The sequence below is a fragment of the Mesotoga infera genome (assembly GCA_011045915.1).
Lineage (GTDB): Bacteria > Thermotogota > Thermotogae > Petrotogales > Kosmotogaceae > Mesotoga > Mesotoga infera_D.
On sequence record DSBT01000344.1, the window covers coordinates 1 to 25,081 of the forward strand.

23 protein-coding genes and 1 tRNA gene are annotated in these 25,081 nt (G+C 45.7%); 19 read left to right on the plus strand and 5 right to left on the minus strand.

The genetic code is table 11. The annotated features are described in order from the left end of the window. From ENN47_11170 to ENN47_11180, 3 genes are all read right to left on the minus strand, one after another. Nucleotides 1-1,025: HDIG domain-containing protein (locus ENN47_11170; GenBank protein ID HDP78717.1), on the minus strand; the 1,025-nt coding region annotated here is incomplete at its 3' end. Next, nucleotides 991-1,968, minus strand: coding sequence for a PhoH family protein (locus ENN47_11175; protein ID HDP78718.1), 978 nt, complete (start codon nt 1,966-1,968; stop codon nt 991-993). The genes ENN47_11170 and ENN47_11175, both read right to left, overlap by 35 nt. A gap of 70 nt (nt 1,969-2,038) precedes the next feature. Beyond that, nucleotides 2,039-3,355 carry a sigma-54-dependent Fis family transcriptional regulator gene (locus ENN47_11180; GenBank protein HDP78719.1) on the minus strand — a complete coding sequence of 439 codons (1,317 nt, stop codon included), beginning with the start codon at nt 3,353-3,355 and terminating at the stop codon, nt 2,039-2,041. 171 nt (nt 3,356-3,526) lie between these two features. Here ENN47_11180 and ENN47_11185 point away from each other — a divergent pair, with 171 nt between their 5' ends. Both ENN47_11185 and ENN47_11190 read left to right on the plus strand, forming a co-directional pair. Next, nucleotides 3,527-5,254 carry a phospho-sugar mutase gene (locus ENN47_11185; GenBank protein HDP78720.1) on the plus strand — a complete coding sequence of 576 codons (1,728 nt, stop codon included), beginning with the start codon at nt 3,527-3,529 and terminating at the stop codon, nt 5,252-5,254. A 59-nt stretch (nt 5,255-5,313) separates the two neighbouring features. After that, nucleotides 5,314-6,057 carry a hypothetical protein gene (locus ENN47_11190; GenBank protein HDP78721.1) on the plus strand — a complete coding sequence of 248 codons (744 nt, stop codon included), beginning with the start codon at nt 5,314-5,316 and terminating at the stop codon, nt 6,055-6,057. Here ENN47_11190 and ENN47_11195 read toward each other — a convergent pair. Next, the gene (locus tag ENN47_11195; protein ID HDP78722.1) at nt 6,044-6,847 is read right to left on the minus strand and encodes a PhzF family phenazine biosynthesis protein; all 804 of its coding nucleotides are present in this window, start codon (nt 6,845-6,847) and stop codon (nt 6,044-6,046) included. The two genes, ENN47_11190 and ENN47_11195, sit on opposite strands and share 14 nt — an antisense overlap. A gap of 166 nt (nt 6,848-7,013) precedes the next feature. Between ENN47_11195 and ENN47_11200 the strand changes: the two genes are divergently transcribed. The 11 genes from ENN47_11200 to ENN47_11250 all read left to right on the plus strand — a co-directional run bounded on the left by ENN47_11200 (nt 7,014) and on the right by ENN47_11250 (nt 19,172). Beyond that, nucleotides 7,014-7,460: a ferrous iron transport protein A gene (locus tag ENN47_11200; protein HDP78723.1), complete on the plus strand. Its 447-nt coding sequence runs from the start codon at nt 7,014-7,016 to the stop codon at nt 7,458-7,460. A gap of 8 nt (nt 7,461-7,468) precedes the next feature. Continuing rightward, nucleotides 7,469-9,418, plus strand: a complete 1,950-nt coding sequence (gene feoB / locus ENN47_11205; GenBank protein HDP78724.1) for a ferrous iron transport protein B — start codon at nt 7,469-7,471, stop codon at nt 9,416-9,418. Next, nucleotides 9,415-9,810: a hypothetical protein gene (locus tag ENN47_11210; protein HDP78725.1), complete on the plus strand. Its 396-nt coding sequence runs from the start codon at nt 9,415-9,417 to the stop codon at nt 9,808-9,810. The genes feoB and ENN47_11210 overlap by 4 nt, the downstream gene beginning before the upstream one ends. A gap of 77 nt (nt 9,811-9,887) precedes the next feature. Next, nucleotides 9,888-10,493 carry a response regulator gene (locus tag ENN47_11215; protein HDP78726.1) on the plus strand — a complete coding sequence of 202 codons (606 nt, stop codon included), beginning with the start codon at nt 9,888-9,890 and terminating at the stop codon, nt 10,491-10,493. Nucleotides 10,494-10,495: 2 nt separating this feature from the next. Continuing rightward, on the plus strand, nt 10,496-10,948 hold the full coding sequence (locus tag ENN47_11220) for a TrkA family potassium uptake protein (protein ID HDP78727.1): 453 nt from the start codon (nt 10,496-10,498) through the stop codon (nt 10,946-10,948). Next, nucleotides 10,945-11,604 carry a TrkA family potassium uptake protein gene (locus ENN47_11225; GenBank protein ID HDP78728.1) on the plus strand — a complete coding sequence of 220 codons (660 nt, stop codon included), beginning with the start codon at nt 10,945-10,947 and terminating at the stop codon, nt 11,602-11,604. Before ENN47_11220 ends, ENN47_11225 begins: the two co-directional genes overlap by 4 nt. Next, nucleotides 11,605-13,089 carry a TrkH family potassium uptake protein gene (locus ENN47_11230; GenBank protein HDP78729.1) on the plus strand — a complete coding sequence of 495 codons (1,485 nt, stop codon included), beginning with the start codon at nt 11,605-11,607 and terminating at the stop codon, nt 13,087-13,089. It begins immediately after the preceding gene. 4 nt (nt 13,090-13,093) lie between these two features. Beyond that, the gene (locus tag ENN47_11235) at nt 13,094-14,356 is read left to right on the plus strand and encodes a histidine--tRNA ligase (GenBank protein ID HDP78730.1); all 1,263 of its coding nucleotides are present in this window, start codon (nt 13,094-13,096) and stop codon (nt 14,354-14,356) included. 134 nt (nt 14,357-14,490) lie between these two features. Continuing rightward, a complete protein-coding gene (locus ENN47_11240) occupies nt 14,491-15,225 on the plus strand; it encodes a DUF4912 domain-containing protein (GenBank protein HDP78731.1) in 735 nt (244 codons plus the stop codon). A gap of 4 nt (nt 15,226-15,229) precedes the next feature. Continuing rightward, nucleotides 15,230-16,834 carry a DUF1957 domain-containing protein gene (locus ENN47_11245; GenBank protein ID HDP78732.1) on the plus strand — a complete coding sequence of 535 codons (1,605 nt, stop codon included), beginning with the start codon at nt 15,230-15,232 and terminating at the stop codon, nt 16,832-16,834. A gap of 139 nt (nt 16,835-16,973) precedes the next feature. After that, nucleotides 16,974-19,172, plus strand: coding sequence for a parvulin peptidyl-prolyl isomerase (locus ENN47_11250; protein ID HDP78733.1), 2,199 nt, complete (start codon nt 16,974-16,976; stop codon nt 19,170-19,172). A gap of 33 nt (nt 19,173-19,205) precedes the next feature. On the opposite strand, the gene ENN47_11255 is transcribed toward ENN47_11250, so the two are convergent. After that, a tRNA-Gln gene (locus tag ENN47_11255) sits at nt 19,206-19,281 on the minus strand. 56 nt (nt 19,282-19,337) lie between these two features. Between ENN47_11255 and ENN47_11260 the strand changes: the two genes are divergently transcribed. The 6 genes from ENN47_11260 to ENN47_11285 form a co-directional block, all read left to right on the plus strand. Continuing rightward, the gene (locus tag ENN47_11260) at nt 19,338-21,002 is read left to right on the plus strand and encodes a nucleoside kinase (protein ID HDP78734.1); all 1,665 of its coding nucleotides are present in this window, start codon (nt 19,338-19,340) and stop codon (nt 21,000-21,002) included. A 12-nt stretch (nt 21,003-21,014) separates the two neighbouring features. After that, nucleotides 21,015-21,290 carry a metal-sensitive transcriptional regulator gene (locus ENN47_11265; protein ID HDP78735.1) on the plus strand — a complete coding sequence of 92 codons (276 nt, stop codon included), beginning with the start codon at nt 21,015-21,017 and terminating at the stop codon, nt 21,288-21,290. Further along, the gene (locus tag ENN47_11270; GenBank protein HDP78736.1) at nt 21,291-22,085 is read left to right on the plus strand and encodes a tRNA (adenine-N1)-methyltransferase; all 795 of its coding nucleotides are present in this window, start codon (nt 21,291-21,293) and stop codon (nt 22,083-22,085) included. Beyond that, a complete protein-coding gene (locus tag ENN47_11275) occupies nt 22,063-23,301 on the plus strand; it encodes a S41 family peptidase (protein HDP78737.1) in 1,239 nt (412 codons plus the stop codon). Before ENN47_11270 ends, ENN47_11275 begins: the two co-directional genes overlap by 23 nt. Then, nucleotides 23,298-23,972 (plus strand): hypothetical protein, encoded by a 675-nt coding sequence (locus ENN47_11280; GenBank protein HDP78738.1) that lies wholly within the window; start codon nt 23,298-23,300, stop codon nt 23,970-23,972. Before ENN47_11275 ends, ENN47_11280 begins: the two co-directional genes overlap by 4 nt. A gap of 105 nt (nt 23,973-24,077) precedes the next feature. Next, nucleotides 24,078-25,081: RND transporter (locus tag ENN47_11285; GenBank protein HDP78739.1), on the plus strand; the 1,004-nt coding region annotated here is incomplete at its 3' end.

Below are 25,081 nucleotides of genomic sequence, written 5' to 3' on the forward strand. Positions count from 1 at the left end.
GCCTGCTCAATGCCTTGCTTCACGTGTTCATTTATAACGAGATTCGACATTGAAGGGGTAATGTTATCGTGTGGATTCGTCCCTTCTTGCTGGTTTTCAGTAAAATACTGTGGTCGCTTCGACTTACCTATGTCGTGAAAATACGAAGCAACTCTCGCAAGTATGGAGTTCGCTCCTATTCTCTCAGCAGCCGCTTCCGAAAGGTTGGCAAGTGATATGCTGTGATAATAGGTTCCAGGTGCGTAAATCGACAAATTCTTGAGGAGCGGGTGAGAGAGATTCCCCAATTCTATGAGGCCAGTGTTCGAGTAGATTCTGCTTGCGTATTCCAGATAGGGAACTATTCCGATTACGATTACTGAAGAGAGAATCGGATTGGCGAAAGCGATCAGCAGATCCACGGCATGTATAGGCTCTCCCTGAAGTATTATTCTGATTGCGTTAATCGCTACGAATATCAAACTGACTTCGAATCCGGCTCTGGCAATTTCGATTCTTCTCTCTATTGCCCTGGTTGTAAGCGCTGTCGCCAGCACTACTACAGACAACAAGATAAAAGTCTCGAGCGAGTTGTCGAGATTGGCAGATGCAAGGAACGACATAAACAATCCGCTGCCTATTCCTTCCTGATAGCCTATAAGTACGGTCACCATTGAAACACTGAGAAAGATTGGAGTCATCTCCGGCAATAATGCCTCATCTATAAGTGAGGGCACGAAGGAGTTTACGAAAACCCCAAAAGCGACCACCGAAAAGAATGTTATCCTGTATGCCCTGTGAAGATTGAAGTACCTGTTGCTCCTCACTGACCTTTCCGCAAAAATATACCAAAGGATCGCTGAGCCCACAAAATAGAGAAAGGGTTTTGAGGGTAGCGAAAGGAATGGCAACCTGTTCAACAGCGCAAGAAATACGGGAAAGACAACGAAATTGGTGAGATCTTTGACATTCAGAAGTCTCTCTAGAGGGAACTGGACTTTAGGGATATCGCTATTCCTCGACCTTTTCTTCTCTTTCATACTCATCGTAAGCCTTTATAATGTCTTTCACAAGGGGATTTCTCACCACGTCCTGTTCTGTCAAGTAGGAAAACCCGACTGTAGAGATAGATCCCAATACCTTCTGCACAACAACCAGGCCCGATCCCGAATCTCTCGGAAGGTCGATCTGAGTTATGTCCCCCGTAACAACCACCCTTGATCCGAAGCCTATCCTGGTAAGAAACATCTTCATCTGCTGATAGGTCGAATTCTGAGCTTCGTCGAGGATTATGAAAGAATTGTTCAGTGTCCTTCCCCTCATATATGCAAGAGGAACTACTTCAATTATCGAGCTCTCTCTGTAATAAGCGAGTTTCTCTGCAGGAATCATCTCCATAAGTGCATCGTAGAGAGGCCTTAAATAGGGGTCGACTTTGTCGAGAAGAGTTCCGGGAAGATAACCCAGCTTCTCACCGGCTTCAACGGCGGGACGAGTTAGAATTATTCGCTGTACCTTGCCTGATTTAAGAAAATCGACTGCCATCGCCACTGCCAAATAAGTCTTTCCAGTTCCGGCGGGACCGATAGAGAAGACTAGTTCCTTCTCCTTCATCATTTCCATGTAATTCTTCTGTCCGATTGTTTTGGGCCTTATTCTATTGGAAAGTAAAGTTGTCTCCTTTACTTCGCTGTAAACCCCCTTGAAACTTTCTCCATCTTCATCGTGCTGCAGGTGTTGATCAACTATATACTCAAACTCCCTCCACTCTACAAGATGGCCATCTCTGTTCATCTGAACGAGTTCGTCCACAATCTTTCCAGCTATGTCAATTCCAGTACCGTCTTCGCCCTTAATCCAGATCTCATCACCTATAATAGAAATCCTTACATCAAGCTTTTTTTGAATGAACTTTGCTTTTCGATCGTACTCTCCGAAAAGCTCGGCGACTTCAACCCCCGTGGGAAGACTGAGCTTTCGTACCGCCAAAAGAACACCTCCTACTTCAGAGATTATACATTAATATTCCGAGATAAGGAGGAATTCAAGGATCGGCAACTCACTCATCATCGTCGTTCGGAGCAATTGCCTTTGCAGAGCTATTTAGCTCTGCAAGCAGATCTCTGATTCTTCTTGTTGTGAGTCCGAATTCCCTGGCAATCTCATTGATATCATTTCCGAGGACCTCTGAACGCTGCAATAAGAGCTCTCGTGAAACACTCTTGTAGACTTCCTGAAGGAAATCTTTGTAACTTGTGCCATTTACCATTCTTGCAACTATTGCCTCCTCGGCTAGAACCTTCACATTTTTGGACATGGAGGAATTGACGGAAGCTTGAACAACGTCATTCACAGCCAGATATTCTTCGATCATGTTGATCAGTTCTCTCACATTTCCAGGATAACTGTATGATAGGAATCTCTCCTTCAGGTCCTGCGGGATATTCTCAAACTTCACGAGGTATCCCTTTTTCTCAAGAATTTCATCGAAGATCAGTGAAATGTCGCTCTTCCTTTCTCTCAAAGGCGGCAGATCTATCTTCACAGCCGAAAGTCTGTATCTTAAGTCATTTCTCATGGCCGAGTCGTCGTACCTGTTTGTTGCAGTTATGAAACGGACATCCACCTTTATTGGTCTGGTCGCACCAATTTTGAAGAACTCCCGATTCTCTGTTATTGCAAGTATCTTGGCCTGCAGGTTCAGCGGCATATCTCCAATTTCGTCGAGAAAAAGAGTTCCGTTATTTGCCTGTTCGATTAGACCGACTTTTTCGGAAGTTGCTCCGGTGAAGGCCCCCTTCTTGTATCCAAAGAGTTCGCTTTCCAGTAGGTTCTCCGGTATCGCCGCGCAGTTAATCGAATAGAAGGGCCTGGAACCTCTGGGAGAGAGCTTGGCTATTACTTCTGCAAGTAGATTCTTGCCAGACCCGGTCTCTCCGAGAATCATTATTGAGCCGTCGTAAAACATTGAGAGAACCAGCATCTTCTTCATTTGAATAACTCTGCTGCTGTTTCCAATCATCTTGTCTAGGTTGTCATTGACGTTCAAGATAATCTCCTGAACTATCTGCCTCGGACTCTTGTAACTGCTTACCACTCTATAATATCCCTTGAATTCCTGCAGTTCTTCAGAATAGCCCCTGATGATGAATGCCCGAATCGGATTGTTGTTAATCAGAATTATGTTTGTGAATGCAAAGATCCAGTCGTTAAGAACATCTTTGCTGTACTTGCTCGCGTCAATAAAAAGAATCGTCGGCATATCCTTTCCAAGACCAACCAGATAATCGAAATCAACTTCAAAAAGACTCTCAAAATACTTTTCACACTGCATTGATTCAAGGTTTTCGCCAACCATAATAGTTCTGTAAAGCAAAACGACACCCCCCGGGTTTTCGTGCAGCCTCTGCGATTATACAATGTGCCGCAGTGCTCAAGGCAACAAAAGACTGCCTGGATCACCGCGATTTCAAAGATAGAGCGAAGTGCTTCTTTCTTGAACATAAGGTTGATGAGATATAATTATAGGAAAGCAAAGGAGGTAGAAATGGATTATAAGAGCAGTTACCAAAGATGGCTTGATAGCCCTGTGATCGATGAGGCTACTCGTATAGAATTACTTTCAATCGCAGAAAATGAAACCGAAATAAAGGAACGATTCTACAAGGAACTGGAGTTCGGCACAGCCGGGCTTCGAGGAAAACTAGGTGCTGGTGATAATCGAATGAATAAATATACCGTCGCCAGGGCTACGCAGGGTCTGGCTAATCTCATTCTCTCTGGAAATCCTGAATACAAGCAAAGAGGCGTGGTAATAGCTCATGATTCCAGGCATATGTCGCGAGCATTTGCCGAGATCGCGGCGTCGGTGCTTACTGCAAACGGAATCAAGGTCTATTTGTTTGACGACATAAGGCCCACACCGTTGCTATCCTTCTCCGTTCTCCAGCTCTCGACTATCTCTGGAATAATGATAACAGCCAGCCACAATCCCAAAGAGTACAATGGCTATAAACTCTACTGGGAGGATGGCGCCCAGGTTCTCTCCGATATTGCAGATCGGGTATATGAAGAAATGAGAAGTACCGAGCTGTTCGTCGGACCGAAGATGATTGAACTTGATGCAGCTCGAAATGAAGGCCTCCTAGTTGAAGTGGGAGAGGAGCTTGACGATCTCTACATATCGAAGGTTTTGTCCTTAACACTGAGAGACTCGGAAGAAGAACTCGACAAATCAATCAGGATAGTCTACACACCTTTGAATGGCACGGGAAACATTCCGGTCCGCCGCGTCTTGCGTGAACGAGGCTTCAAGAATGTATTCGTTGTTCCGGAACAGGAGGAACCAGATCCGGATTTCTCGACGGTCGGTTATCCAAATCCCGAAGACACAAAGGCCTTTACACTTGCCAGAGAAGTTGGGCAGGAAAAGCGGGCCGACATTCTTCTGGCAACCGACCCGGACGCCGACAGGCTGGCAGTAATGGTGAGGGGGAATGATGATTTTGTTCCCTTAAACGGCAATCAGACTGGCGCGCTCCTTGTCAACTACCTCCTTCTCTCGATGAAAGAGAAATCCTCTCTGCCAATAGATGGATTCATAGTGAAATCCATTGTCACGGGAGATATGGCCAAAACCATTGCAGAAAGCTACGGCGTGAAGACCTACGAGACTCTCACTGGATTCAAGAATATCTGCGGCAAAGCGCTCGACGTCGAAGAGAGGAGAGAGGGAAAGTTCATCTTCGGCTACGAAGAAAGTATTGGATATGTTGCAGGCAACTTTGTGAGAGACAAGGATGCAGTATCTTCATCGATGCTTCTTTGCGAAATGGCAGCTTACTTCCTGAAGAAAGGAAAGACCTTGCTGAACGTGCTTGATGAGCTTTTCGTAGAATACGGAGTATTTGCCGAAAAGCAGATCTCCTTGGTTCTAGAAGGTGTTGAGGGGCAAAAGCGAGTCAGTAAAATAATGAAAGAATATCGAAAGGAATACCCGGCTGAGATCGGCAATTCAAAGATTGTGAAGTACATAGACTTTCTGAGTGCCACTGACAATGACATTCTCAACGGAATGGCTGTAGAAACCGGGATCCCGGTATCAGACGCAATCAAGTTTCAGTTCAGCGACGGCTCATGGTATGCGATAAGGCCTTCCGGGACCGAACCGAAACTCAAGATATACATTTATACTAGAGCAAAGAATAGAGATGAAGCCTCTGCAAAGTTATCAAGTATCGAGAAGTCAGTGCTTGACAAGATACGTTCCATATAGTCAACCTTTTTTCCAGTTTGAACGGAGGCGGCGATTTGAGAATTTCTAGAAATCTGATAATGATCACCCTTGCCATATGGGCCTTTTCGTACATACTCGGAGTTATTCTCACCGAGTATTTTGCTTTCGACCAAAGCGGATATCTCTATGCTGCTGTTTCTCGGAGTCTATTGTGGCCAATTCTGATTGTAACTCACTTTCTCTTCATCAGAAAAATTGAAAGGGCGGATTTCGATTACGTGTGGCTTCTATCGCTCTATACAATGTTCACCTGCTGGATACTCTTCTCCGCCGGAGGCATTAAAGGCCTGTCTCTGATTCTTTCGATTCCTATCGTTTTTCTTTCAGTTCAGCTTTTCAGATTGGGTAGACCTAACTACGGTGATGTGATCAAACACATTAAGTCCGGCTATCTGGGAAGTCTTTCCTTTTCGTTCAGTCTTGTGATTCTCTTTAGCAGTCTTTCGCTCTTCTCTTCCAAAGAAACAGCTTCGGTTCTCCTGCTGTTTCTGCTGATCATCCCGGCCTTGCTGCTCACTCATTTCAGAGCAGACATATTCTCTGGACTAGTCTTCGCCTGGTTCTCTTTTGCGACGGGTTTTGCCAATATTCGGTCGGCCAATCACGTTGCAGTGGCGGGATTTTCACTTGGACCGATCTTTTTGCTCCTCACACTCTTCTCTTATATTCTTGCAAGTGAGGATCCTTCAAAAAGGGTCTTTGCCACCGTGAATCCGCGCGAGTCGATGGATGAAGCTAGTCTTAGAATTGAACCCGATCCAGACGAATCTAGATTGAAATAGTTCCCCTTATTACAGTGACGGCCTCCCCAAGAATGAGAATCCTGTTATCTGGAAGCATTTCTAGATCGAGTTCTCCTCTTCTGGAGGAGAGCTGACAGGCACTGAGGCTTTTTCTGCCAAGTTTCGCCGACCAGAATGGTCCGAGAACCGTATGTGCCGAACCGGTAACAGGGTCTTCGTTGATTCCCACCCAGGGAGCGAAGTATCTCGAGTAGAAGTCGAACTTTTCGTCGCCCGGAGAAGAGACGATCAGTCCCTTCACCGTGTATCCAAAATCGCAGTTCTCAAGAAGATTGAAGTCAAAGGATAGGTTCTCAAGTTTCGATTTTGAGGAGATTATGTAAAGCAGCTTTTCAGTGCGAGGGGAGTAATAGCAATCTCCTTCCACACCGATAATCCTTTCAAGCATTTCATCGATTTTCACTCTGTAAGGGTTATCAGAAGGGAAATTCATCTCTATCTTCCCATCAACGTACTTTACCCTCAATTTCCCGCTTAGTGTTTCGTACGAGATCTCGCCTCTGATTCCAAGCTCGGTATAGTGTATCCAGGCAGTGGCAAGAGTCGCATGGCCGCACATCTTCACCTCAACCTTCGGTGTGAACCATCTCAAACCATAACTATTCTTCTCGACACCTGGTCTTGCAAATGCGGTTTCCGAAAGATTCATTTCCGATGCAATTCTTGGGTATAGTCTCTCGTCTATCTCTTCATCAATGAGACAGACGCCGGCAGGATTCCCGCCAAAAGGAACCGTCGTGAATGAATCGACCTGGAATATCTTAAGCACCCTACCACCCCTTTCTCAAAGATTATACGTCAATTGTCAAACTAAAGATAACCAAGTTCAGCCTTAAAAGGCGATCCACCTGAATATTTCTCCCAGATTCATGTGCATCGAGGGTCGTTTAATGATACAATCTTATTGAGACAAATTCTCAATAAGGGTGATGTCAATGGTCGTTCCTCTGTCAAGAATGTGTGAAGGAGAAAAGGGCAAGATCAGAAAACTGGAACTTCCTCCTCTAACAAGAGAGAGACTTTGCGGTCTCGGTTTTGTATGCGGTGAAGAGATACAGCTAGTAAAAGTGGCCCCCTTCGGAGACCCAAAAGTATTCAGAATAAAGGGAACTGACATCACTCTTAGAGAGGATATTTCGATGTGGATTCTTGTCGAAACCTCCTCCGTTCCGCTTTCATATGCTGCAAATGGAGAATACTTGGTCAGCATCATCAATGGTGGAATGGGATTCAGGGAGAGGCTTCGGATGGTCGGGATAGAAGTGGGCAAGAAAATCACCGTTACCGGCAATATCGGAAAGAGAATCGAGATAAACGCAAATGGTATCCGTTCTGCACTTTCGCGAGGCCAGGCAATGAGAATCATAGTTAGGGAGAGATAAATTCAGTCGTGGAAAAACATCGAGATGGAATCGAGTCAAGAAAATCTACAATAGCGCTTCTGGGAAACCCAAATGTTGGGAAAACAAGTATATTTAACGCTCTCACCGGTTCAAGACAGGTAGTTGCAAACTGGCCCGGCGTTACCGTTGAAAAGAGAGCCGGCGTGATGAAGCATCACAATCACACCGTAGATGTCGTTGATCTCCCAGGCACCTACACTCTGGGCGCCACCAGTCTCGATGAAAAAATTGCTAGGGATTTCCTCGTGAACGAAAAACCCGGTGTCGCAATGGTCATAGGTGATGCTGTCAATCTGGAAAGAAGTCTCTATCTCCTTCTTCAAGTTCTTGAGCTTCGCGGAGATGTGGTCCTCGCAGTGAACGCAGTCGACGAGGCTAGAAAAGCAGGCTTTGAGATCGACAAGAACGAGCTTTCAAAGCAGCTTGGCATCCCTGTTGTAGTTACCTCGGCGGTCACTGGCGAAGGTATCGAAGAGTTGAAGAATACTCTTGTGAAGAGCACCAAGAGCAGCAGCCATGTCCACTATCTTTTCTCCGATGAAGTAGAAGCTCACCTTAGAGATCTATCCGAGAGAATAAGAGGAAATCCTTCTATGGCAGGATTTGACGAACGCTGGCTTTCGATAAAGCTCCTGGAAAGGGACTACGAAGTTCAAAAAATTACGGGAATAACTCTGGATTACGACTTCTCCGTGGAAATCGCTGAAACTCGCTACAAATACATAAAGAGGATCCTTTCCACATCCGTTAAAGGTAAAGAAAAGATAGGGTGGAATTTTTCCGAAGCAATAGATCACGTTATGACTCATAGATTTCTTGGGATTTTGATATTCCTTGCGGTTATGTACATCATCTTCCAGCTGACATTCACTATCTCAGGACCCTTATCGATCATGATCGAAGAACTGCTCGGAGGCCTGGGCCGCGCATTTGGCGGCTTCATCGGCTTGGATTGGCTTCGTTCTCTCGTTGTTGATGGAATAATTGGAGGCGTCGGAGCCGTTTTGGTTTTCGTGCCTAACATTTTCATACTTTTCCTAGCACTTGGAATTCTTGAAGAAACCGGCTATCTGCCTAGAGCCGCCTTTGTCATTGATAGACTGATGTACGCAATGAAACTCAGCGGGCGTTCCTTCATATCTATGCTCCTTGGATTTGGATGCAACGTTTCATCTATTATGTCAACAAGATCGATCTCCGAACCAAAAGAGCGAATAGTGACCATTCTTGTCTCACCCTTTATCTCTTGTAGTGCGAGGCTTCCAGTCTATGTTTTGATTGCAGGCACCTTCTTCGGCGCAAGAGCCGGTGTAGTGATTTTTTTCTTGTATGTTTTGAGCATTGTTATAACGGTCCTTTCCGCGCTGCTGATCAACAAGCTCTTCTTCAAGGGTGAGCCCTCCACTTTGATAATGGAGCTTCCACGTTACAGAAAACCGAGGCTCAGTTCAATACTTCTATATACCTGGAACAAGGGGCGTCACTTTCTTGAAAAGGCCGGTACGATAATCCTTGGCGCCTCTGTTGTAATATGGTTTCTCAGCTACTTTCCCTCAGAAGGGACGGGTAGTTTCGCTGCCATGATTGGGAAATCACTTGAACCTTTGTTCATTCCCCTGGGTTACACTTGGGAAATGATAACGAGTTTAGTTTTCGGAATAGCCGCAAAGGAAGTCATCGTTTCATCGCTTACAACGTTCTTTGGAAACCTTAGCGTCTCAGGAAGCTCCCTTGGCGCCATAAGAACATTGATAACCCCTGAAATAGCTTTGAGTTTTCTTGTTTTTGTACTTCTTTATGTTCCATGCATGCCAACACTTGCAGTGATAAAGAATGAAACCGGAAGCTACAAGTATGTATTCTTCTCCGTCTTCTACAGTCTTGCAGTTGCTTATATCGTTGCACTAATCGTAAGAATAGTTGGGGGACTAATATGAGAGGCAGGTCGATAACATTCTGGCTCATGCTCGGTGGAGTACTCTTTGCAGCCCTCGCTTTGAACTCATTCTACGGATTGCTTCTGACAAATCATGATCCGTTTCTTGCCATCATCATTGGAATAAACTCCTCTATCTACTTTTTCGGAATCGCTGAGAAGAAAAGCGATGTAAGAAAGCGGTATTCGCATCTGCTGGTTGGAAGCTTCTTCTCCTATGTGCTCTCAATATACCAGGTTCTTGTGGTGTTCAGTGTCTGGCTGGAGGGGTTACTGATCTCAAGTTGCCTATTGACTGTTGAGATATTGAACCTCCCTCTCATTGTGTCAGGCTTTGCCATATCCTTTCTTTTTGACTTCGCAAGGAAACAGATCGAAACAAACAATTTTTAAGAATTCCCCTTGTTGAAACTCTCAAACACTATTTGAGCTTAATATGGTAATATGATTTGTGTTGTGGAGGTGATTGCATGGCACTCGTTTACGTGGTCGATGACGAGCTGAATGTCAGGCGAATTGTCAAAAAGACCATGGAGAACGAAGACAACGAAGTCCATACTTTCGTTACAGCTGAGGAAGCCCTGGAAGAAATAGAGAAGCGGAAGCCAGACCTCCTATTTACTGATCTGAGTTTGCCTTCAATGAATGGAATTCAATTTCTCAAAGAACTGAAGAATAGAGCTTACTCAATACCCGTAATAATTGTCTCCTCGGATACATCTCCCGAATCGATGAGAAGCGCATTCAAAGCAGGCATAGTTGATTTCCTGACAAAGCCCTTTACGCCCCAGGAAATCAGAGATGCTTTCGAACTTGCACTCAGAGAAGAAGACAGCATATACAAGCGTGCACGAGAAATAAGAAGGTTGATCGAAGAAGGCGAGACGGGTAGCGCAGAATCGCTAATGAGCGAGCTGTTCTCAGATTTTCCCGGTTCCCCGTTTCCGCACTTTCTCTACGCTTTGCTCGTGGCAAAGGAAAAACCAAAACTTGCTATCAAACACCTAAAGGCTTCGCTTTCGCTTGACGAAGATTTCAAGGAAGCTTCAGACGAATTGAAGAAACTGGAGGAGTAGAAATGCCTTTCATGAAGGGTGCGATCAAGAAAGACGAGTACTATGTTGTTATCTTCGGGTGTGGAAGGCTGGGATCGAGAATGGCCAACTGGCTCTCCTCAATGGGCTGCAGTGTGGTCGTCGTTGATAGGAACGAATCGTCTTTCGACGCACTATCATATGAATTCACTGGATTCAACATACTGGGGGACGCGACTGAGCTTGATGTTCTAAAGGAAGCCAAGCTCGACAAGGCCGATGTCGCTTTGGTACTTACCACAGACGACAACACGAACTTGATGATCTCGATGTCGGCTAAGGAGTATTTCGAAGTTCCTCGAGTTGTTGCAAGAGCTTACGATCCAAACAATATTCAGATGTTTTCGGACTTTGGAATAGAAGTAATCTGCCCGACTCTGTTGGCGGTCGAAAACGTCAAGAATGCGCTCTACTTTATCAGCGGTGATGAAAAATGAAGATCGTGCTGATCGGTGGAGAGAAGATAGCCTACCATCTGGCCAGAAGGTTCTTGAGCAAAGGCCATAACGTGATGATAGTGAACAAGAATGAGAGGTTCTGCGATGAAATGGCCAAGAAGCTCCGAGCAGTCATCGTTAGGGGCGATGGTAGCAAGAGATACGTTTTGGAGCAACTCGAGCTTGACCGGTCCGACCTCTTTGTGGCCTTAACACCGTACGATCAGGACAATCTGGTTGCTTGTCTTACTGCTTCAAGAGTTTATGGAATAGAGAGACCGGTTGCCATGGTAAATGATCCCGACAACAAGGCCGTCTTCGAGAAGATGGGTATCAAGAGCGTTGTCAGTCCGACTGAAATCCTTGGAGTGGCTCTTGAAGACAGTCTCTTCAGAGAACATATCACGAACCTGCTCCCCTCATCTGAGAAAGTGTCTATTCTCAGAATAGAGATGACAGAGAAGTCCCCTATTCTTGGAGAAGCGATTAAAGACATTCCGCTCCCTAACGAAAGTGTCATAGGGGCTATAATCAGGGACGACGAAGTAGTTATCCCGAGGGGTAACACAGTAATTGAAATGGGTGATGTTCTTCTGGTGCTGAGCAGTCCCACGGTCCAATCTTCTGTATTCGAAACTCTTCTAGGAGAGGTGTAGATGTTTCAGAATCTTTTGAAACAGAGATATAGACTTGTCTTTGGATACCTCGGGAATCTCTTTGTCTTCTTTCCCATTGTTTTGTTGATCCCACTACTATATTGCATCGGCAATCCCGGTGTCTTTGTCCAGAGTCTCGCTTTCATAACCACGGCAGTGCTGAGCTTTGCTATGGGGCTGATGCTTAAGCTGACTATGAGAGTACGTCCCGGCTCACCGATAACAGTTCAGGAAGGCGCGATAGTCGTCCTCTTCTCCTGGGTGATAGCTATCCTTCTGTCGGCTCTCCCGTTTATCATTGGCGGTCATCTGAATTTCACTCAGGCGGTATTTGAATCAACCAGCGGCTGGACCACGACAGGTTTGACCCTGGTAGATGTTGAAACGCTTCCCGGAACTTTCCTTCTCTGGAGAAGCATTATGCAGTATCTTGGAGGAGCCGGTATTGCAATTATCATGATGTCGGCAATTCTTGGACCGGCGGGGCTGGGCCTTTACAAAGCCGAAGGACGGATGGACAACTTAGTTCCTAATATCAAGAGCTCTACGAGAACAATCGCGGTGATATACGGTTCATACGCTCTGGCTGGAGTAATAATGTACAGATTGGCAGGGATGGGCTTCTTCGACGCGGTCAACCACTCATTGACCGCTCTGGCAACGGGTGGGTTTTCGACCAGAACTGGGTCTATCGGAGAATTCAACAGTGTTTCAATTGAAAGCATAACGATCGTCCTTATGTTGCTTGGAGCTACTGGGTTTGGAATTCATTACACGCTCTGGAAGAAGAACTTCAGAGCCTTCTGGAATAACGGTGAACCCAAGCTGATGTTCATTATTCTCGCGATCTTCACCCCACTCCTGATGACTGGAACTCTGGCGGTATTTTACTCTTCGGGAGCAGAACAGTTCCGACACAGTCTCTTTCAGACTGTGTCTGCGCTCACTGGCACGGGCTTCTCCACCGTTGACTTTGTTCCCTGGAACCACTATGGAATCTACTTGATTGTGCTGCTGATGATATTCGGAGGAGATCTCGATTCAACCTCGGGCGGTCTCAAGCAGTACAGATTGTTTGCCCTGATCAAAATCCTCTGGCTGGAAATTAGAAGGTATTTCCTTCCGAAGGACGCGATCCTGAAGCAAGAGATATGGAAAGGCGAAACTCGAAGATACATAGACAACTCTCTTGTGAAAGAGATTCTGCTCGTCTTCTCTCTATACTTTTTGACCTATGCCGTAGGTACTGGAGTACTGATGTCATATGGCCATTCGATGGCCTTTTCGGCCTTCGAATATGCTTCAGCCTTAAGTACCGTGGGTCTCTCGGTAGGGATAACAGTCCCGGGTGCGCCCGCAGGACTCATCTGGACCGAGACGATCGGAATGTTTCTTGGAAGACTCGAGTTTCTAGTTGTCATATATGCTATAACTAAGTTGTTGAGAGACGGAAAGATCCTACTTAGAAGACGGAGGAATGCATAAAGTCATGATTAACAGAATAAAAGGAACTCAGGACATTGCCTTTGAAGATATCGAATACTGGCACTTCGTTGAAGAGATAATCAGGAATATCTCTCACAAGTATGCATTCACAGAGATACGTACCCCCATATTCGAAGCCACCGAGCTTTTCAAGAGGAGCGTTGGCGAATCGACGGATGTCGTTCAAAAAGAGATGTACACATTTGAAGATAAAGGCGGCAGATCGATAACTCTGAGACCTGAAGGAACTGCAAGTGTCGCGAGAGCATTCATTGAAAATTCCTTTGTAAATCTCGGGTCCCCAATTAAGCTCTTCTACAACGGTCCAATGTTCCGTTATGAGAAGCCTCAGGCAGGAAGGTTGCGCCAGTTTCATCAATTCGGTGCCGAGATATTGGGTTCCGAGAGCCCTTTAGCCGACTTCGAGATAATCGAGATGGCCAATAGCTTCCTCAAAGAAGTGAAGATCAACAATGCAAAGCTTTTCATAAATTCTATCGGTTGCCCCGTTTGCAGAGAGGATTACAAGGCCGCCCTGAAAGAATATTATGCCAACAAACTTCCCGGAATGTGCCCCGATTGTCAACGCAGATATGAGACGAATGTTCTTAGGTTGCTCGACTGTAAGATAGATAAGGAACTGGTGCACGGAGCTCCCGGGATATTGGAGTACCTTGACAGCGATTGCAGGAGTCATTTCGAAGAACTGAAATGGTATCTGGAGAGAGCAGGAATTGATTATGAAGTAGATCAGTTTCTGGTGCGCGGACTTGATTACTACACGAGAACTGCCTTCGAAATAAGATCTTCTTCCCTCGGGAGCCAGGATCAACTGGTCGGCGGAGGACGATATGACGGGCTGGTTGAATTCATAGGAGGCAAGAGCTGCCCTGCAGTCGGTTTTGCAATAGGCCTTGAAAGAATCGTAATGCTTCTCAAGTCTGAAGACGTGAGAATCAACGGACCCGAAACTTCTGAAGTGGCTATAATGACTTTCGGAAGAGAAGAAAGCGCGAGGGGATTTGACTACGCCAGAAGGCTCCGCAAGATGGGTGTATCTACGTTCGTTGATGTGATGGAGAGAAATATGCGCAACAAGATGAAACATGCATCAAGAATAGGGGCAAAAATCTCTCTTCTAATCGGAAGGGAAGAAATCGAAAGAGACATTGTGACAATAAAGGTGATGGACGATGGTTCTCAGTTCCAAGTGGACAGTGACTATATGGCAGATTATGTTGTAGATAAGTTAAGAGATATTTCGTAAAACCGGGAACTTAAGTTGTCTGAGAAAGGAAAAGGATAATAATCGTCGTTATTTACCTATAATCCCTTGATTTATCTTCCTGTAGTGTGATATCATCTTCTTGAGTAGGAAATCATGCCCAGGAGGTTTTAACCATGAACAACGAAGAAATACAGTCCTTTCTAAGTAACGACCCGACGATTCAAGATCTTCGTCGTTATGCGAAGATGATGGGAATCAATCTCAAAAGAACAATGCGCAAGAAGGATATTGCTCGTGCACTGAAGAAATTTGCTCAGAAAAGCAGTCAGTACTCGAGCAGTGTCTCAGTTAAGAGCCCCTCTGAGATTCTTCGTCCTTCAAAACCCGTCGACGCCCGAATTCCTTCATCTTACTCTCGCGACTTTGTCTCGATTCACCCTATTAATCCCTATTGGGTTTACGTAATGTGGGATTTATCGGAATGGACCGCAAGGAACCTTGAGAATTCTTCATCAAAGATTCTTGTAAGAGTCAGCGACATCACCAACATTATCTACGACGGAAAGAACGCTCACAGATTCAGAGAAGCAGACATCTCGGTCGATGCTGGGAACTGGTACTTTCAGGTCGATTTTCCAGACGCAGATTATATTGCCGAGATTGGCTACTATAACAACGGATATTTCAAGAGTGTATTGAAGTCCAGAATTGCGAGAACTCCCAGGAATTCACCAAAATTCACAGAGCACGAAATCTGGGTGGATTTGAAGAAGGGTTCGAGAAAAGAGAAGAGGGCTTCTCACGAGCAGTTCACTTCTGGAAAGCAAGCCAAGTCCTCCGGACCATCCGACAACCCCTCCTCCGATGAGTTTATAAAGACCATCTCGAAGAGCAAGAGTGGAAGGTGATTGTATGGGAAAGGGAAGATTCGTCCTCATGCTCCACGCTCATCTGCCATTCATTAATCATCCCGATTTTCCAAGCTTCATGGAAGAGAGATGGTTGTTTGAGGCGATTACAGAGACCTATATTCCACTCCTGCAAGGGTTCAGAAGACTGAAGCGAGACGGAGTGAATTTCAAAGTAACAATGAGCATAACACCTCCTCTGATGGAGATGTTGGCTAACAAGGACCTGCAGAAAAAGTATCGCAATTATCTTAGTTCGTCGATCGAGCTTGCTGGAAACGAGATTTCCAGGACAGTTTCGGAGCATCCAGCCGCAAACAGGCTGGCAACGCATTATCTGCGTGAACTTGAGGAGATAAGAGCTGTCTACAATGAATGCAATGGAAATCTTGTCGGAGAATTCGCCCGTCTTCAGGAAACCGGGGAGCTGGAGATCGTTACCTGCAACGCTACACATGGCTTCTTGCCCTTGATGACTAATTACCCCGAAGCAATACACGCTCAGATCGAAATAGGAGTCGATTCATACAAGAGACACACAGGAAGAGAACCAAGAGGAATTTGGCTCGCCGAGTGCGGCTACGTTCCCGGATTCGATTCTTACCTGAGAGAGCATGGCCTTTCTTTCTTCTTTGTGGATTCTCACAGCTTATGGTACGGCGATCCCGCTCCGAGGTATGGGGTATACAGACCGGTCGTCACTCCGGAAAACGTCTTTGCCTTTGCAAGAGACCCCGAATCGAGCCAGCAAGTGTGGAGCGCCGAGGTAGGCTACCCAGGAGACGCAAGGTACCGGGAATTTTACAGGGACGTGGGTTTCGACCGTGAAGAAGAATATATCAGACCGTACATAGATTCTAGCGGAGAGCGGTGCAATACCGGAATAAAGTATTACAAGATTACCGGTAAGGATGTTTCTCTCAACGAAAAAAGCTACTATGACATCGAAGACGCCAGAAGGGCAACTGTCGAGCATGCAAAGGATTTCGCCAACAGGAAGAGAGAGCAGATAAGAAGGCTGTCTTCTCAGTTCGACGGAGAAGAACCCGTAATTGTTGCGCCATTTGACGCCGAGCTGTTCGGCCACTGGTGGTACGAAGGTCCCCTCTTCATTGAGGAGCTATTCAGAGAATTAAACGGGGACAGTACGGTTGTTCCCTCGACCCCGCCTGAAGTCATCAAATCGATGGAACAGGCTCAGGTAGTCACTCCAAACATCTCGACCTGGGGTGCCAACGGTTACAACGAGGTTTGGCTTAACGGGAGAAATGACTGGATTTACAGACACCTTGACGAGGGCGCCAAGAGAATGATTGAACTGGCCAGAAAGTATGATAGAACTGACGACAATCTCAAGATAAGGGCTCTAAACCAGATGGCAAGAGAGCTTCTTCTTGCTCAATCAAGCGATTGGGCATTCATAATAACTACCAATACAACTGTGGAATACGCAGTCAATCGGACCAAGACCCATATCGACAGGTTGCTCTCGCTGCACAGTGAAATCGAAAGTGACTCTATTGATGAAGAGAAATTGAAGACACTTGAATGGGTTGATTCTATATTTCCGAGTATAGACTTCAGAGTCTACGCAAAGCAGGTTGGTTAGTTAAATCTGCCGTTTTTCTTGACATTGCGCCAATTACAAGAGCATACTTGCTATGGTATAATTCGTGAAGCCGGGGGAGGCATAAACCTCCCCCTATTGGTTGTAGAGTATTAGGTGCTTGGAGGGAGTTGAAAAGTAAATGCCAAACAAGAAATCGAGAGGAAATTCTAATTTCATGAAATCTATTCAGCGGCCGGTTGTCTGGGCAGTAGCCATACTCTTTGGAGTTGGAATAATCTGGTGGTCCGTTGCTCAGTATCTGGGAGGGGGCTCCCAGGGTAACCAGCAGAATGCCGGCTCCGAAATCTCTTTCAGTGAAAGTGTGGGCGGTCTCACGAAGGACGGCACTCCGCTCTCAGATTCTAGCTACTGGATCACCTATTCAGAGTACGAAACATCAGTACGCGATACGCTTACGAACCTTAGGAGTCAAGGGTACAATCTCGATCCATATTTTGATACGGAAAACTATCCCAGCGAGATGGGAATTAGATACGATATTTTCCAGTCACTTATAGACCAGAAGACACTGCTTCTGTACGCGACTGAGAATGATGTTCTCCCGACTGCGGAGCAGGTAGATTCCGAAACCAAGAGAATCGTAGATCAATACGTTGCCGACGAAGAGACAAAATCTGCGATTATCTACCAGTACGGTTCGGTTGATGCCTTCACTGAATTGATAAAGGACTACGTAGCGACACAACTGCTCACGACTAATGTGACTAACAAAGCTATCCCCGACATGGATGAGAGATTCCAAAAATACGTTGAGGAGAATCTTGAAGATCTTAAGCTGAATTACGAACGTGTCGATGCCAACCATATTCTGGTCACGGATGAAGCCAGCGCGGTAGAGATAAAGGCAATGATTGATAACGGAGAGATTTCATTCACCGATGCCGCGACAAGCTTCTCAATAGATACGGGCAGCGCAGTCAATGGCGGTGCTTTGGGCGAGTTTAGTAGAGGACAGATGGTTAAGGAGTTTGAAGACGCGTCTTTCGATGCAACTCCCGGTGTTGTGGTCGGACCTGTTGAATCGCAGTTTGGCTATCACCTTATTCTTGTGAACAGCAAAACCACTTTCGACAGCTTTGAGGAGTTTGCCAGCACATCTTCTTATCAATCAGAACTCACCCAGTTCGAGAACGAAGAGTTCAACGCATGGATCTCCGAATACAGGGGCAAGAGCAATCTGTCTCATGAGATAAATGACCCGGACCTGCAAATGTACGCCAGCTATGACGAGGCAATGGCAGATCCAGACAAAGCCTCCGAGCTGCTTGAAGAGCTTGAAAGAGACTACTTCGATGAATCTGGGAACATACTTGTCGGAGAGTCTTTCCTTCCTGTGGTCTTCTACACAGAGCTTGCTGAAAGCGAGATAGGAAATCTCAGAAATCAGATACTTGACCTTGAAGATCTCCAGGATCTACTTTTAGCGCTCCCGGCAACGGCAACATCCATGTCGGCTGAGCAAATCGAGAGCGAACTTGAAACGATTCCTTCAACCGAGACAGAGATTAGAAGCATTCTGTCCGAAGCGAAAAGAGCAAGAGACTACATGAACGAATTTGGTGTTCAAAGTCTTGAAGAGGTCGAAGAAATGCTTGCCGAGAAGCGCAAGACTTTCGATGACAAGAACTTGCGTTTCGGGAATTCCGTTAAGTACTTGTACTCGGTAATGCCCAATTCTACTAGAGTCGTAAACTACATGTACCAGATTGACGGTGACAATCCCGAGGTTGCTTACATGTACAACGAGAATTCTTACAATATGAATGTGAGGCCGCTCCTCGAGAGCCCCGAGCTGCTTGACAGTTACCTTCAATACTACGGGCAGTATTTCGGCGCTCAGGCGAGATCGCTTCTGATCGACTCGCCGGTTCAGAGCATAGAGAGCGATCTTAATCAGAAAGTCATTAACTCCACTGAAGCCGCAACTGATCTTAAGATCAGCGCTCTATATCTACTTGTCGATATTTACGAGAAAATGGCCGGGTCACAGGAGAACGAGCAGATGATGCAGATCTACCTCATGAGTGAGAAGCATTATCTAGAGAAGCTCCTGGAACTCTATCCTGAGGACGAGACAATTGGATCGCTAATCGAGACGATCGAATTCCAGATTTCCGAGCTGAATGCTCAAGCTAGCACCGATGCGACTCAAACGGACGAAGCAACGGACGTTGACTTGCCTCTCGACACAGGTCTGGACACCGAAATCGGCTCAGACGGGCTGAATGTTCCATTTGAAAGCGAGACACCTTCATCAATAGGAGATGTCGATCTGGACGTAAGTTTCGAGAGTGAGGCTAGCGGGACAGTTAACTAGTAACGAAAAAGGGTGGCGAAAGCCACCCTTCTCTGGCTGGGGCGGCAGGATTCGAACCTACGGATGTCAGAGCCAAAATCTGATGCCTTACCAACTTGGCTACGCCCCACAGCAAATAGATTCTAACATCGACTATTTGTGGTGTCAATGATTTGGAGTGATTCTATGGCCAACCACGAGATTTTCGTAAAGGAATTGGGTAAAAAGGTTTCAGTGACCGGAGAGACTACCTTCTATGAACTTTCCAGAATGTGTGAAAGCTTCCACCGAGCTCCAATAATGGCCGCAAAATCTGGCAATTCTCTTATCGAGCTTTGCAGAAAAGTCAACGATGAGCAGGAAATCGAATTCATCGATCTCTTTTCAATCGACGGTATGAGAATTTACACTAGGGGAACTCTCTTCATTCTCTTTATTGCAATCAGGGAGCTGTTCGGAACTGCCCAGCTAAACGTTCACCATTCAAGGGGTCCCGGTCTTGTCTGTGACATCGAAGGGGTTGAAATCTCTCCCGAAAACTTGAAGAGGATTGAGACAAGGATGAAAGAACTTGTCGAAGAAAATGCGGTTTTCGAGAAAGGTACCTTGGGGAAGTTTGAGGCGATGCGGTCATTTGAAGAAGACGGGCAGAGAGATAAGGCTCTGCTTTTCAAATACAGGAAAAAGTCTACTGTCAATATCTACAGATGCAAAGGATACACGAATTATTTCTACGGTTATATGCCTTTTTCAACCGGCACAGTGAGTAAGTTTGCGCTGATCCCTTATGGAGATTACTTCATTCTCAATCTTCCCAGTACGAGAGAACCAAATAGACTACCGAAATTTGTGGACCAGCCCAAGATCTCAAGCATCTTTCTTGAGCATGAGAGATGGGGAAAGATTCTCGGTGTGAAGACTGTGGGAGAGCTGAACGAAATAATATGCAGGGGACCGAAGGAAATCAGAGAGATAGTGAACATTGCGGAGTCCCTTCATGAGAAGAAAATCGCTGCGATTGCAGATCGCATTTCAGAACACAGGGAACCAAGCCTTATACTAATCGCTGGACCTTCTAGTTCAGGAAAAACGACCTTTTCTCAGAGACTGATGCTTCATCTGAAGGTCCTGGGCATGAAACCTGTCCAGATATCTGTCGACGATTACTTTGTGGATAGAGAAAAGACTCCAAAGGATGAGAACGGAAACTATGATTTCGAATCGATATATGCTCTAAACATTGACCTGTTCAACGAACAGATTTCGCAACTCCTCGATGGAAAAGAGGTATTGCTGCCAAGGTTCGATTTTATCCTCGGTAAGAGCGGATTTCACGACACACCGATCAAAATTGCAGAGGGCCAACCTGTAATAATCGAAGGAATACACGGGTTGAATGAGTTGCTAAGCAGGTCGGTCCCTCGCGAAAGAAAATTCAAGATCTACGTCAGCGCTCTTACTCAGATGAATCTCGACAATCTGAACAGAATTCCAACCACAGACGTCAGATTGCTGCGCAGGATTGTACGTGACAACAGGTTTAGAGGACACTCTGCGCTTGATACAATAAGAATGTGGTCCAGCGTAAGGAGAGGAGAGGACAAGTACATATTCCCCTTCCAGGAAGAGGCAGACGTGATGTTTAATTCCGCGATTGCATACGAGCTGGCTGCGCTGAAGGGATTTGCGGAACCTTTACTTGTTCAGATAGATGATTCAGTACCCGAGTATCTTGAAGCAAAGAGACTTTTGAGATTTATAGATTACCTGCTACCTATGACAAATCTGGAAGATATTCCAAGAACTTCAATAATCAAAGAGTTCATAGGTGGAAGTGTGTTCAGTTCCTGAAGAGGTGGGGGCATGCAAGGAGTAGACGTAGAGACCAGAAAGGCGGTCTTAAACAGACTGAAAAGAATCGAGGGACAGATTAGAGGTCTGCAGAAAATGGTTGAAAACGACAGGGTTTGCGGAGACATTCTCACCCAGGTTTCGGCCGTGAACTCAGCTCTTTCAAGAGTATCCGAGATGATTGTAAAGGGTTACGCTAGAAAATGCGTTATCGAAGCCAATGAGTCTGGACAGATCGAAGAGCTTGACAATCTTATTGAAAACATAATTAAACTCAGAGGAGTCTAGATGATCGAATACGGTGACAACGTTCTGATTCTACTCGAAGATGAGGAAACAAAGTACTTTTCTGAGGTGAAGAAAGGCGGCATTCTCAAAACGCATTTTGGCAATCTGATTATGGATTCCCTGGTTGGAAAGGAATTCGGAGAGAAGATTGACCTTGGTCTTCGGAATGCTTACCTGATCAAACCATCGATGATCGACGGGATTTTTTCTTTGAAAAGATCTACTCAAATAGTCTATCCAAAGGATATGGCATTCATCTTATTGACCCTGGACATAAAACCAGGAGACGTAGTCTACGAAGCCGGAACCGGAACAGGTGTGATGACTTCTGTTTTCTCCCGGCAGGTGGGCGAATCTGGCAAGGTCGTATCCTATGAAAAAAGATCGGATTTTCTTGAGAAGGCTAAGAAGAATGTCGGCCGCCTGGGCTTTATTGAAAGAGTAACCTTCGTAGCCGGAGAGATCGCTGAATGTGAGATAAGGCAAAGGGCAGACGCCTTCTTTCTTGATGTTCCAGAACCTTCTACTTCTCTCGAAACATCGATAAAGATTCTCAAGGGAAGTGGACGGATTTGCATTATCTGCCCTACAAGCAACCAGGTTCAGGAAACGATCGGGATTCTTAGAGATCTCGGAGTTATAGATATTCAGGTGTGGGAGATTATGGCCAGGAACTACAAGACAAATCCCGAGAGATTTCGACCGGAGGACAGAATGATTGGTCACACAACATACCTGGTGTTCGGCATAAAAGCTGAAGGGAGGAAGTTTAATGTCAAAAGAGAAAGCCCTTAAGATAGTCGTGTCAATTTCAGTGCTGGTCTCAGTGTTTTTTCTAGGGGCGTTTACGTCCATGACGGAAGACGAGGTTTTCGAGAAATTCAGTCCTGTATTTCAGATACTCAATTACATAGATCGGAACTATTATGATATTGAAAAGGTAGATTATGAGGCGATTCTAGATGAGACTCTGACAGGAACGATGCGTGGACTTGATGATCCCTTTGCATGGTATTTCGACCCTGTCCAGACAAAGGAAAACGAACTGGACACAACCTCTAAGTACGGTGGAATAGGCTCTACAGTCCAGTACAATATAGAATTCGACTGTCTGGAAGTAGTGGCACCTATGGCTGGAAGCCCTTCTGAGAAGGTTGGTTTGAAGACAGGCGATTTGATTCTCACAATAGACAATGTCCCAGTATCTGATGTCGGTTACTACGGCGCCGTCAATATGTTGAGAGGCGACCCTGGAACTGATGTAGTGCTGGAGGTTTATAGAGAGTCAGTCACAGAACCCTTCTTCGTCGAAATCACAAGGGCGTTTATAGAAATAAGGAGCGTAAAGAGCGAACTGCTAACTGTCGAAGACTTAGAAATCTCTTACATACAGATAACAGGCTTCAACGCACCTACCTACGATGAATTCCAGGATGCTCTGAACCTTAGCAGAAACAGCAAGGCCTACATAATTGATCTGCGAAACAATCCAGGCGGACTTCTGCAAAGTGTTCTGAACATCTCATCGCTCATGCTGCCTAAAGGGCAGAGAGTGATAACGATAAGGTACAGAGATGGACAAGAAGAGATTTACAACTCCTGGGGATCTAGATACAACACCTACTTCACCGACAAACCAATTGTAGTCCTTGTCAATGATGGAAGCGCTTCGGCTTCAGAGATACTGACAGGCGCTCTAAAGGATCACGGGCTCGCAACGATTGTCGGTACCAAGACGTTCGGAAAGGCCGCCGTTCAAACTGTATTCAATCTTTCGAACGGTGGCGAAATCTGGCTCCCCACTGCTCACTATTTCACTCCAGATGGAAATGACATCCACCTCCAGGGGATAGAACCGGATATCGTCGTAGAGCCGGGAGAAGACGTTCCTGGTGAAGACGGAAGAGAGCTGACACTATCGACGGCGTCGGTAGATGTCGAACATGATCTTCAGCTATCAAAGGCTCTGGAGACCATACTTGAGCAATTGGGAGCGAAGACTGAAAATTGAAGATCGCAAGCCTGCCAATCGTAATCTCGTTGATTGCTCTGATTTGTGGGCTTTTGGTCATTCTTTATGTAAATTTTGAAGCTATTCAGGATGTCGGGAGACGCAGTTCAGCTCCCGACTTCTTTCTTAGAAATAGATTCTTGCCTGTTTTCGAGGGGTTCAAGAACCATCTTGAGGCCGTGAGAGAATTCAGTTCCGTGCTTAAACAACTTGAGAGGGAAAGGGTGGGGCCCTGGATTATGTCGACTGAAGACGGTGTCAGGACATTTATTTCACCCTATTCCGAGGTCTTCTCGGAACTTCAGACTTTGTTTGTCATAGAGACTGGTAAGAAAGGTGTGAGAGAGCGAGAGACTGTTGACCTGTTCGGAACGACAGTAACGAAATGGGAGTCTGTCGACTATGGCATTTTCATACTAAGCTACGTTCCAGGCTACACACTAGTAATGGAGTCTGACTACAATTCTATCTTGAATGATGGTTTTGAATTTGGCAGAGTGCACTTTATGAACTCTTTCAGCCCAGGAAGGTTCGTCTCAGATGTCTTTTCTGGCGCCGGACCAATTGTGGTTCTTAAAGAAGGTGCATCTGTCAGTCAATTGTTTCTGCAGACAGTAGAACGCTATTCAATACCTTTTCTACCTGTCAGGCATTTTCTTTTGAGGAATTGAGTATCTGGCGGACACCTATCAAACAAATACAAGCAATGAGAAAGTTGCTATACTGGAAATGCTCTTTCTATGGACAAGAGATAACAGACGGTGAGTGATGATTAGTTGCAGAGATTGAGTGAGTTCGTAATAAAACACCGCGCGGCAGTAATAGTGTTCTTCATCATCCTTGGTGCGTTCGGTGCCTATCTTTCGATGAAGCTTAGCGTTGATTCGGATCTGCTGAAGATACTTCCGCAGGACGATCCAATTGTGAAGCAGTACAATCGCTTCATTAGCGGCGACACATCCGGAGGTGTCACCTACGTCGTTCTTCAGACGGATGACAAGACCGAGAAGGGCAAAGAAAATCTGTTGGCTGCGGCAAGAGATATTTACGACCGAGCGGCTGAATTTAAAAACATCGAATCCTTTGTGAGATTCGATCTCATGTCGGATCTCGGACCGCTAGGACTGCTAATGGTCGACCCGGCCGAACTTGCTTCGATGAGAAACCTTGACCAAGACCTCACAAGGACAGTGCAGATGCTTGTCAATCATGATTTCTCCGCCATTCGCAGCCTAGGTCAGATGCTGATTGGATTTGAAGAATTGAAGGCTCTCGTCGGTGATGAATCTCATGAAGATGATTTTATAAACTTCGTAAGACTACCTGAGTCTGTCCCCGCAAATGATCCAATGGTGCTTGTCATGGGCATCAGACTAGATGGTCCTTCTTCAGACGTTTCGTACGTGAAAAGAGTTATACCGGGCTTGAGAGAGTGGATAACTGAAATTTCTAAATCCCACGGTGTTTCCTATGGAATGGCAGGAGATCACTTTGGGACCTATGACTCGCACAAGCAAGTTAACGACGACTTTATTCTCACAACATTACTCTCACTGGCTGGAATATCTCTTCTCTTCTTTCTTGCATACTCGAGCCTGAAGATCACGCTGTGTGTCTTTTCCTCTCTTGCAATCTCTATGTTCATTACGCTTGGCCTTTCATATATGATCTTCGGTTCGCTGAATATTATTACCACTTTCGTAACGGCCATAACCCTTGGACTGGGAATCGACTACGGAATTCACATGATCACGAGATTATCAGACGGAGCTACTAGAGA

Coding starts and splice junctions, on each gene's coding strand:
- ENN47_11215 (HDP78726.1), top strand. CDS start 9,888: ATGGCACTCGTTTACGTGGTCGATGACGAGCTGAATGTCAGGCGAATT.
- ENN47_11230 (HDP78729.1), top strand. CDS start 11,605: ATGTTTCAGAATCTTTTGAAACAGAGATATAGACTTGTCTTTGGATAC.
- ENN47_11225 (HDP78728.1), top strand. CDS start 10,945: ATGAAGATCGTGCTGATCGGTGGAGAGAAGATAGCCTACCATCTGGCC.
- ENN47_11245 (HDP78732.1), top strand. CDS start 15,230: ATGGGAAAGGGAAGATTCGTCCTCATGCTCCACGCTCATCTGCCATTC.
- ENN47_11220 (HDP78727.1), top strand. CDS start 10,496: ATGCCTTTCATGAAGGGTGCGATCAAGAAAGACGAGTACTATGTTGTT.
- ENN47_11265 (HDP78735.1), top strand. CDS start 21,015: ATGCAAGGAGTAGACGTAGAGACCAGAAAGGCGGTCTTAAACAGACTG.
- ENN47_11210 (HDP78725.1), top strand. CDS start 9,415: ATGAGAGGCAGGTCGATAACATTCTGGCTCATGCTCGGTGGAGTACTC.
- ENN47_11260 (HDP78734.1), top strand. CDS start 19,338: ATGGCCAACCACGAGATTTTCGTAAAGGAATTGGGTAAAAAGGTTTCA.
- ENN47_11275 (HDP78737.1), top strand. CDS start 22,063: ATGTCAAAAGAGAAAGCCCTTAAGATAGTCGTGTCAATTTCAGTGCTG.
- ENN47_11250 (HDP78733.1), top strand. CDS start 16,974: ATGCCAAACAAGAAATCGAGAGGAAATTCTAATTTCATGAAATCTATT.
- ENN47_11240 (HDP78731.1), top strand. CDS start 14,491: ATGAACAACGAAGAAATACAGTCCTTTCTAAGTAACGACCCGACGATT.
- ENN47_11270 (HDP78736.1), top strand. CDS start 21,291: ATGATCGAATACGGTGACAACGTTCTGATTCTACTCGAAGATGAGGAA.
- ENN47_11200 (HDP78723.1), top strand. CDS start 7,014: ATGGTCGTTCCTCTGTCAAGAATGTGTGAAGGAGAAAAGGGCAAGATC.
- ENN47_11190 (HDP78721.1), top strand. CDS start 5,314: ATGATCACCCTTGCCATATGGGCCTTTTCGTACATACTCGGAGTTATT.
- ENN47_11185 (HDP78720.1), top strand. CDS start 3,527: ATGGATTATAAGAGCAGTTACCAAAGATGGCTTGATAGCCCTGTGATC.
- ENN47_11235 (HDP78730.1), top strand. CDS start 13,094: ATGATTAACAGAATAAAAGGAACTCAGGACATTGCCTTTGAAGATATC.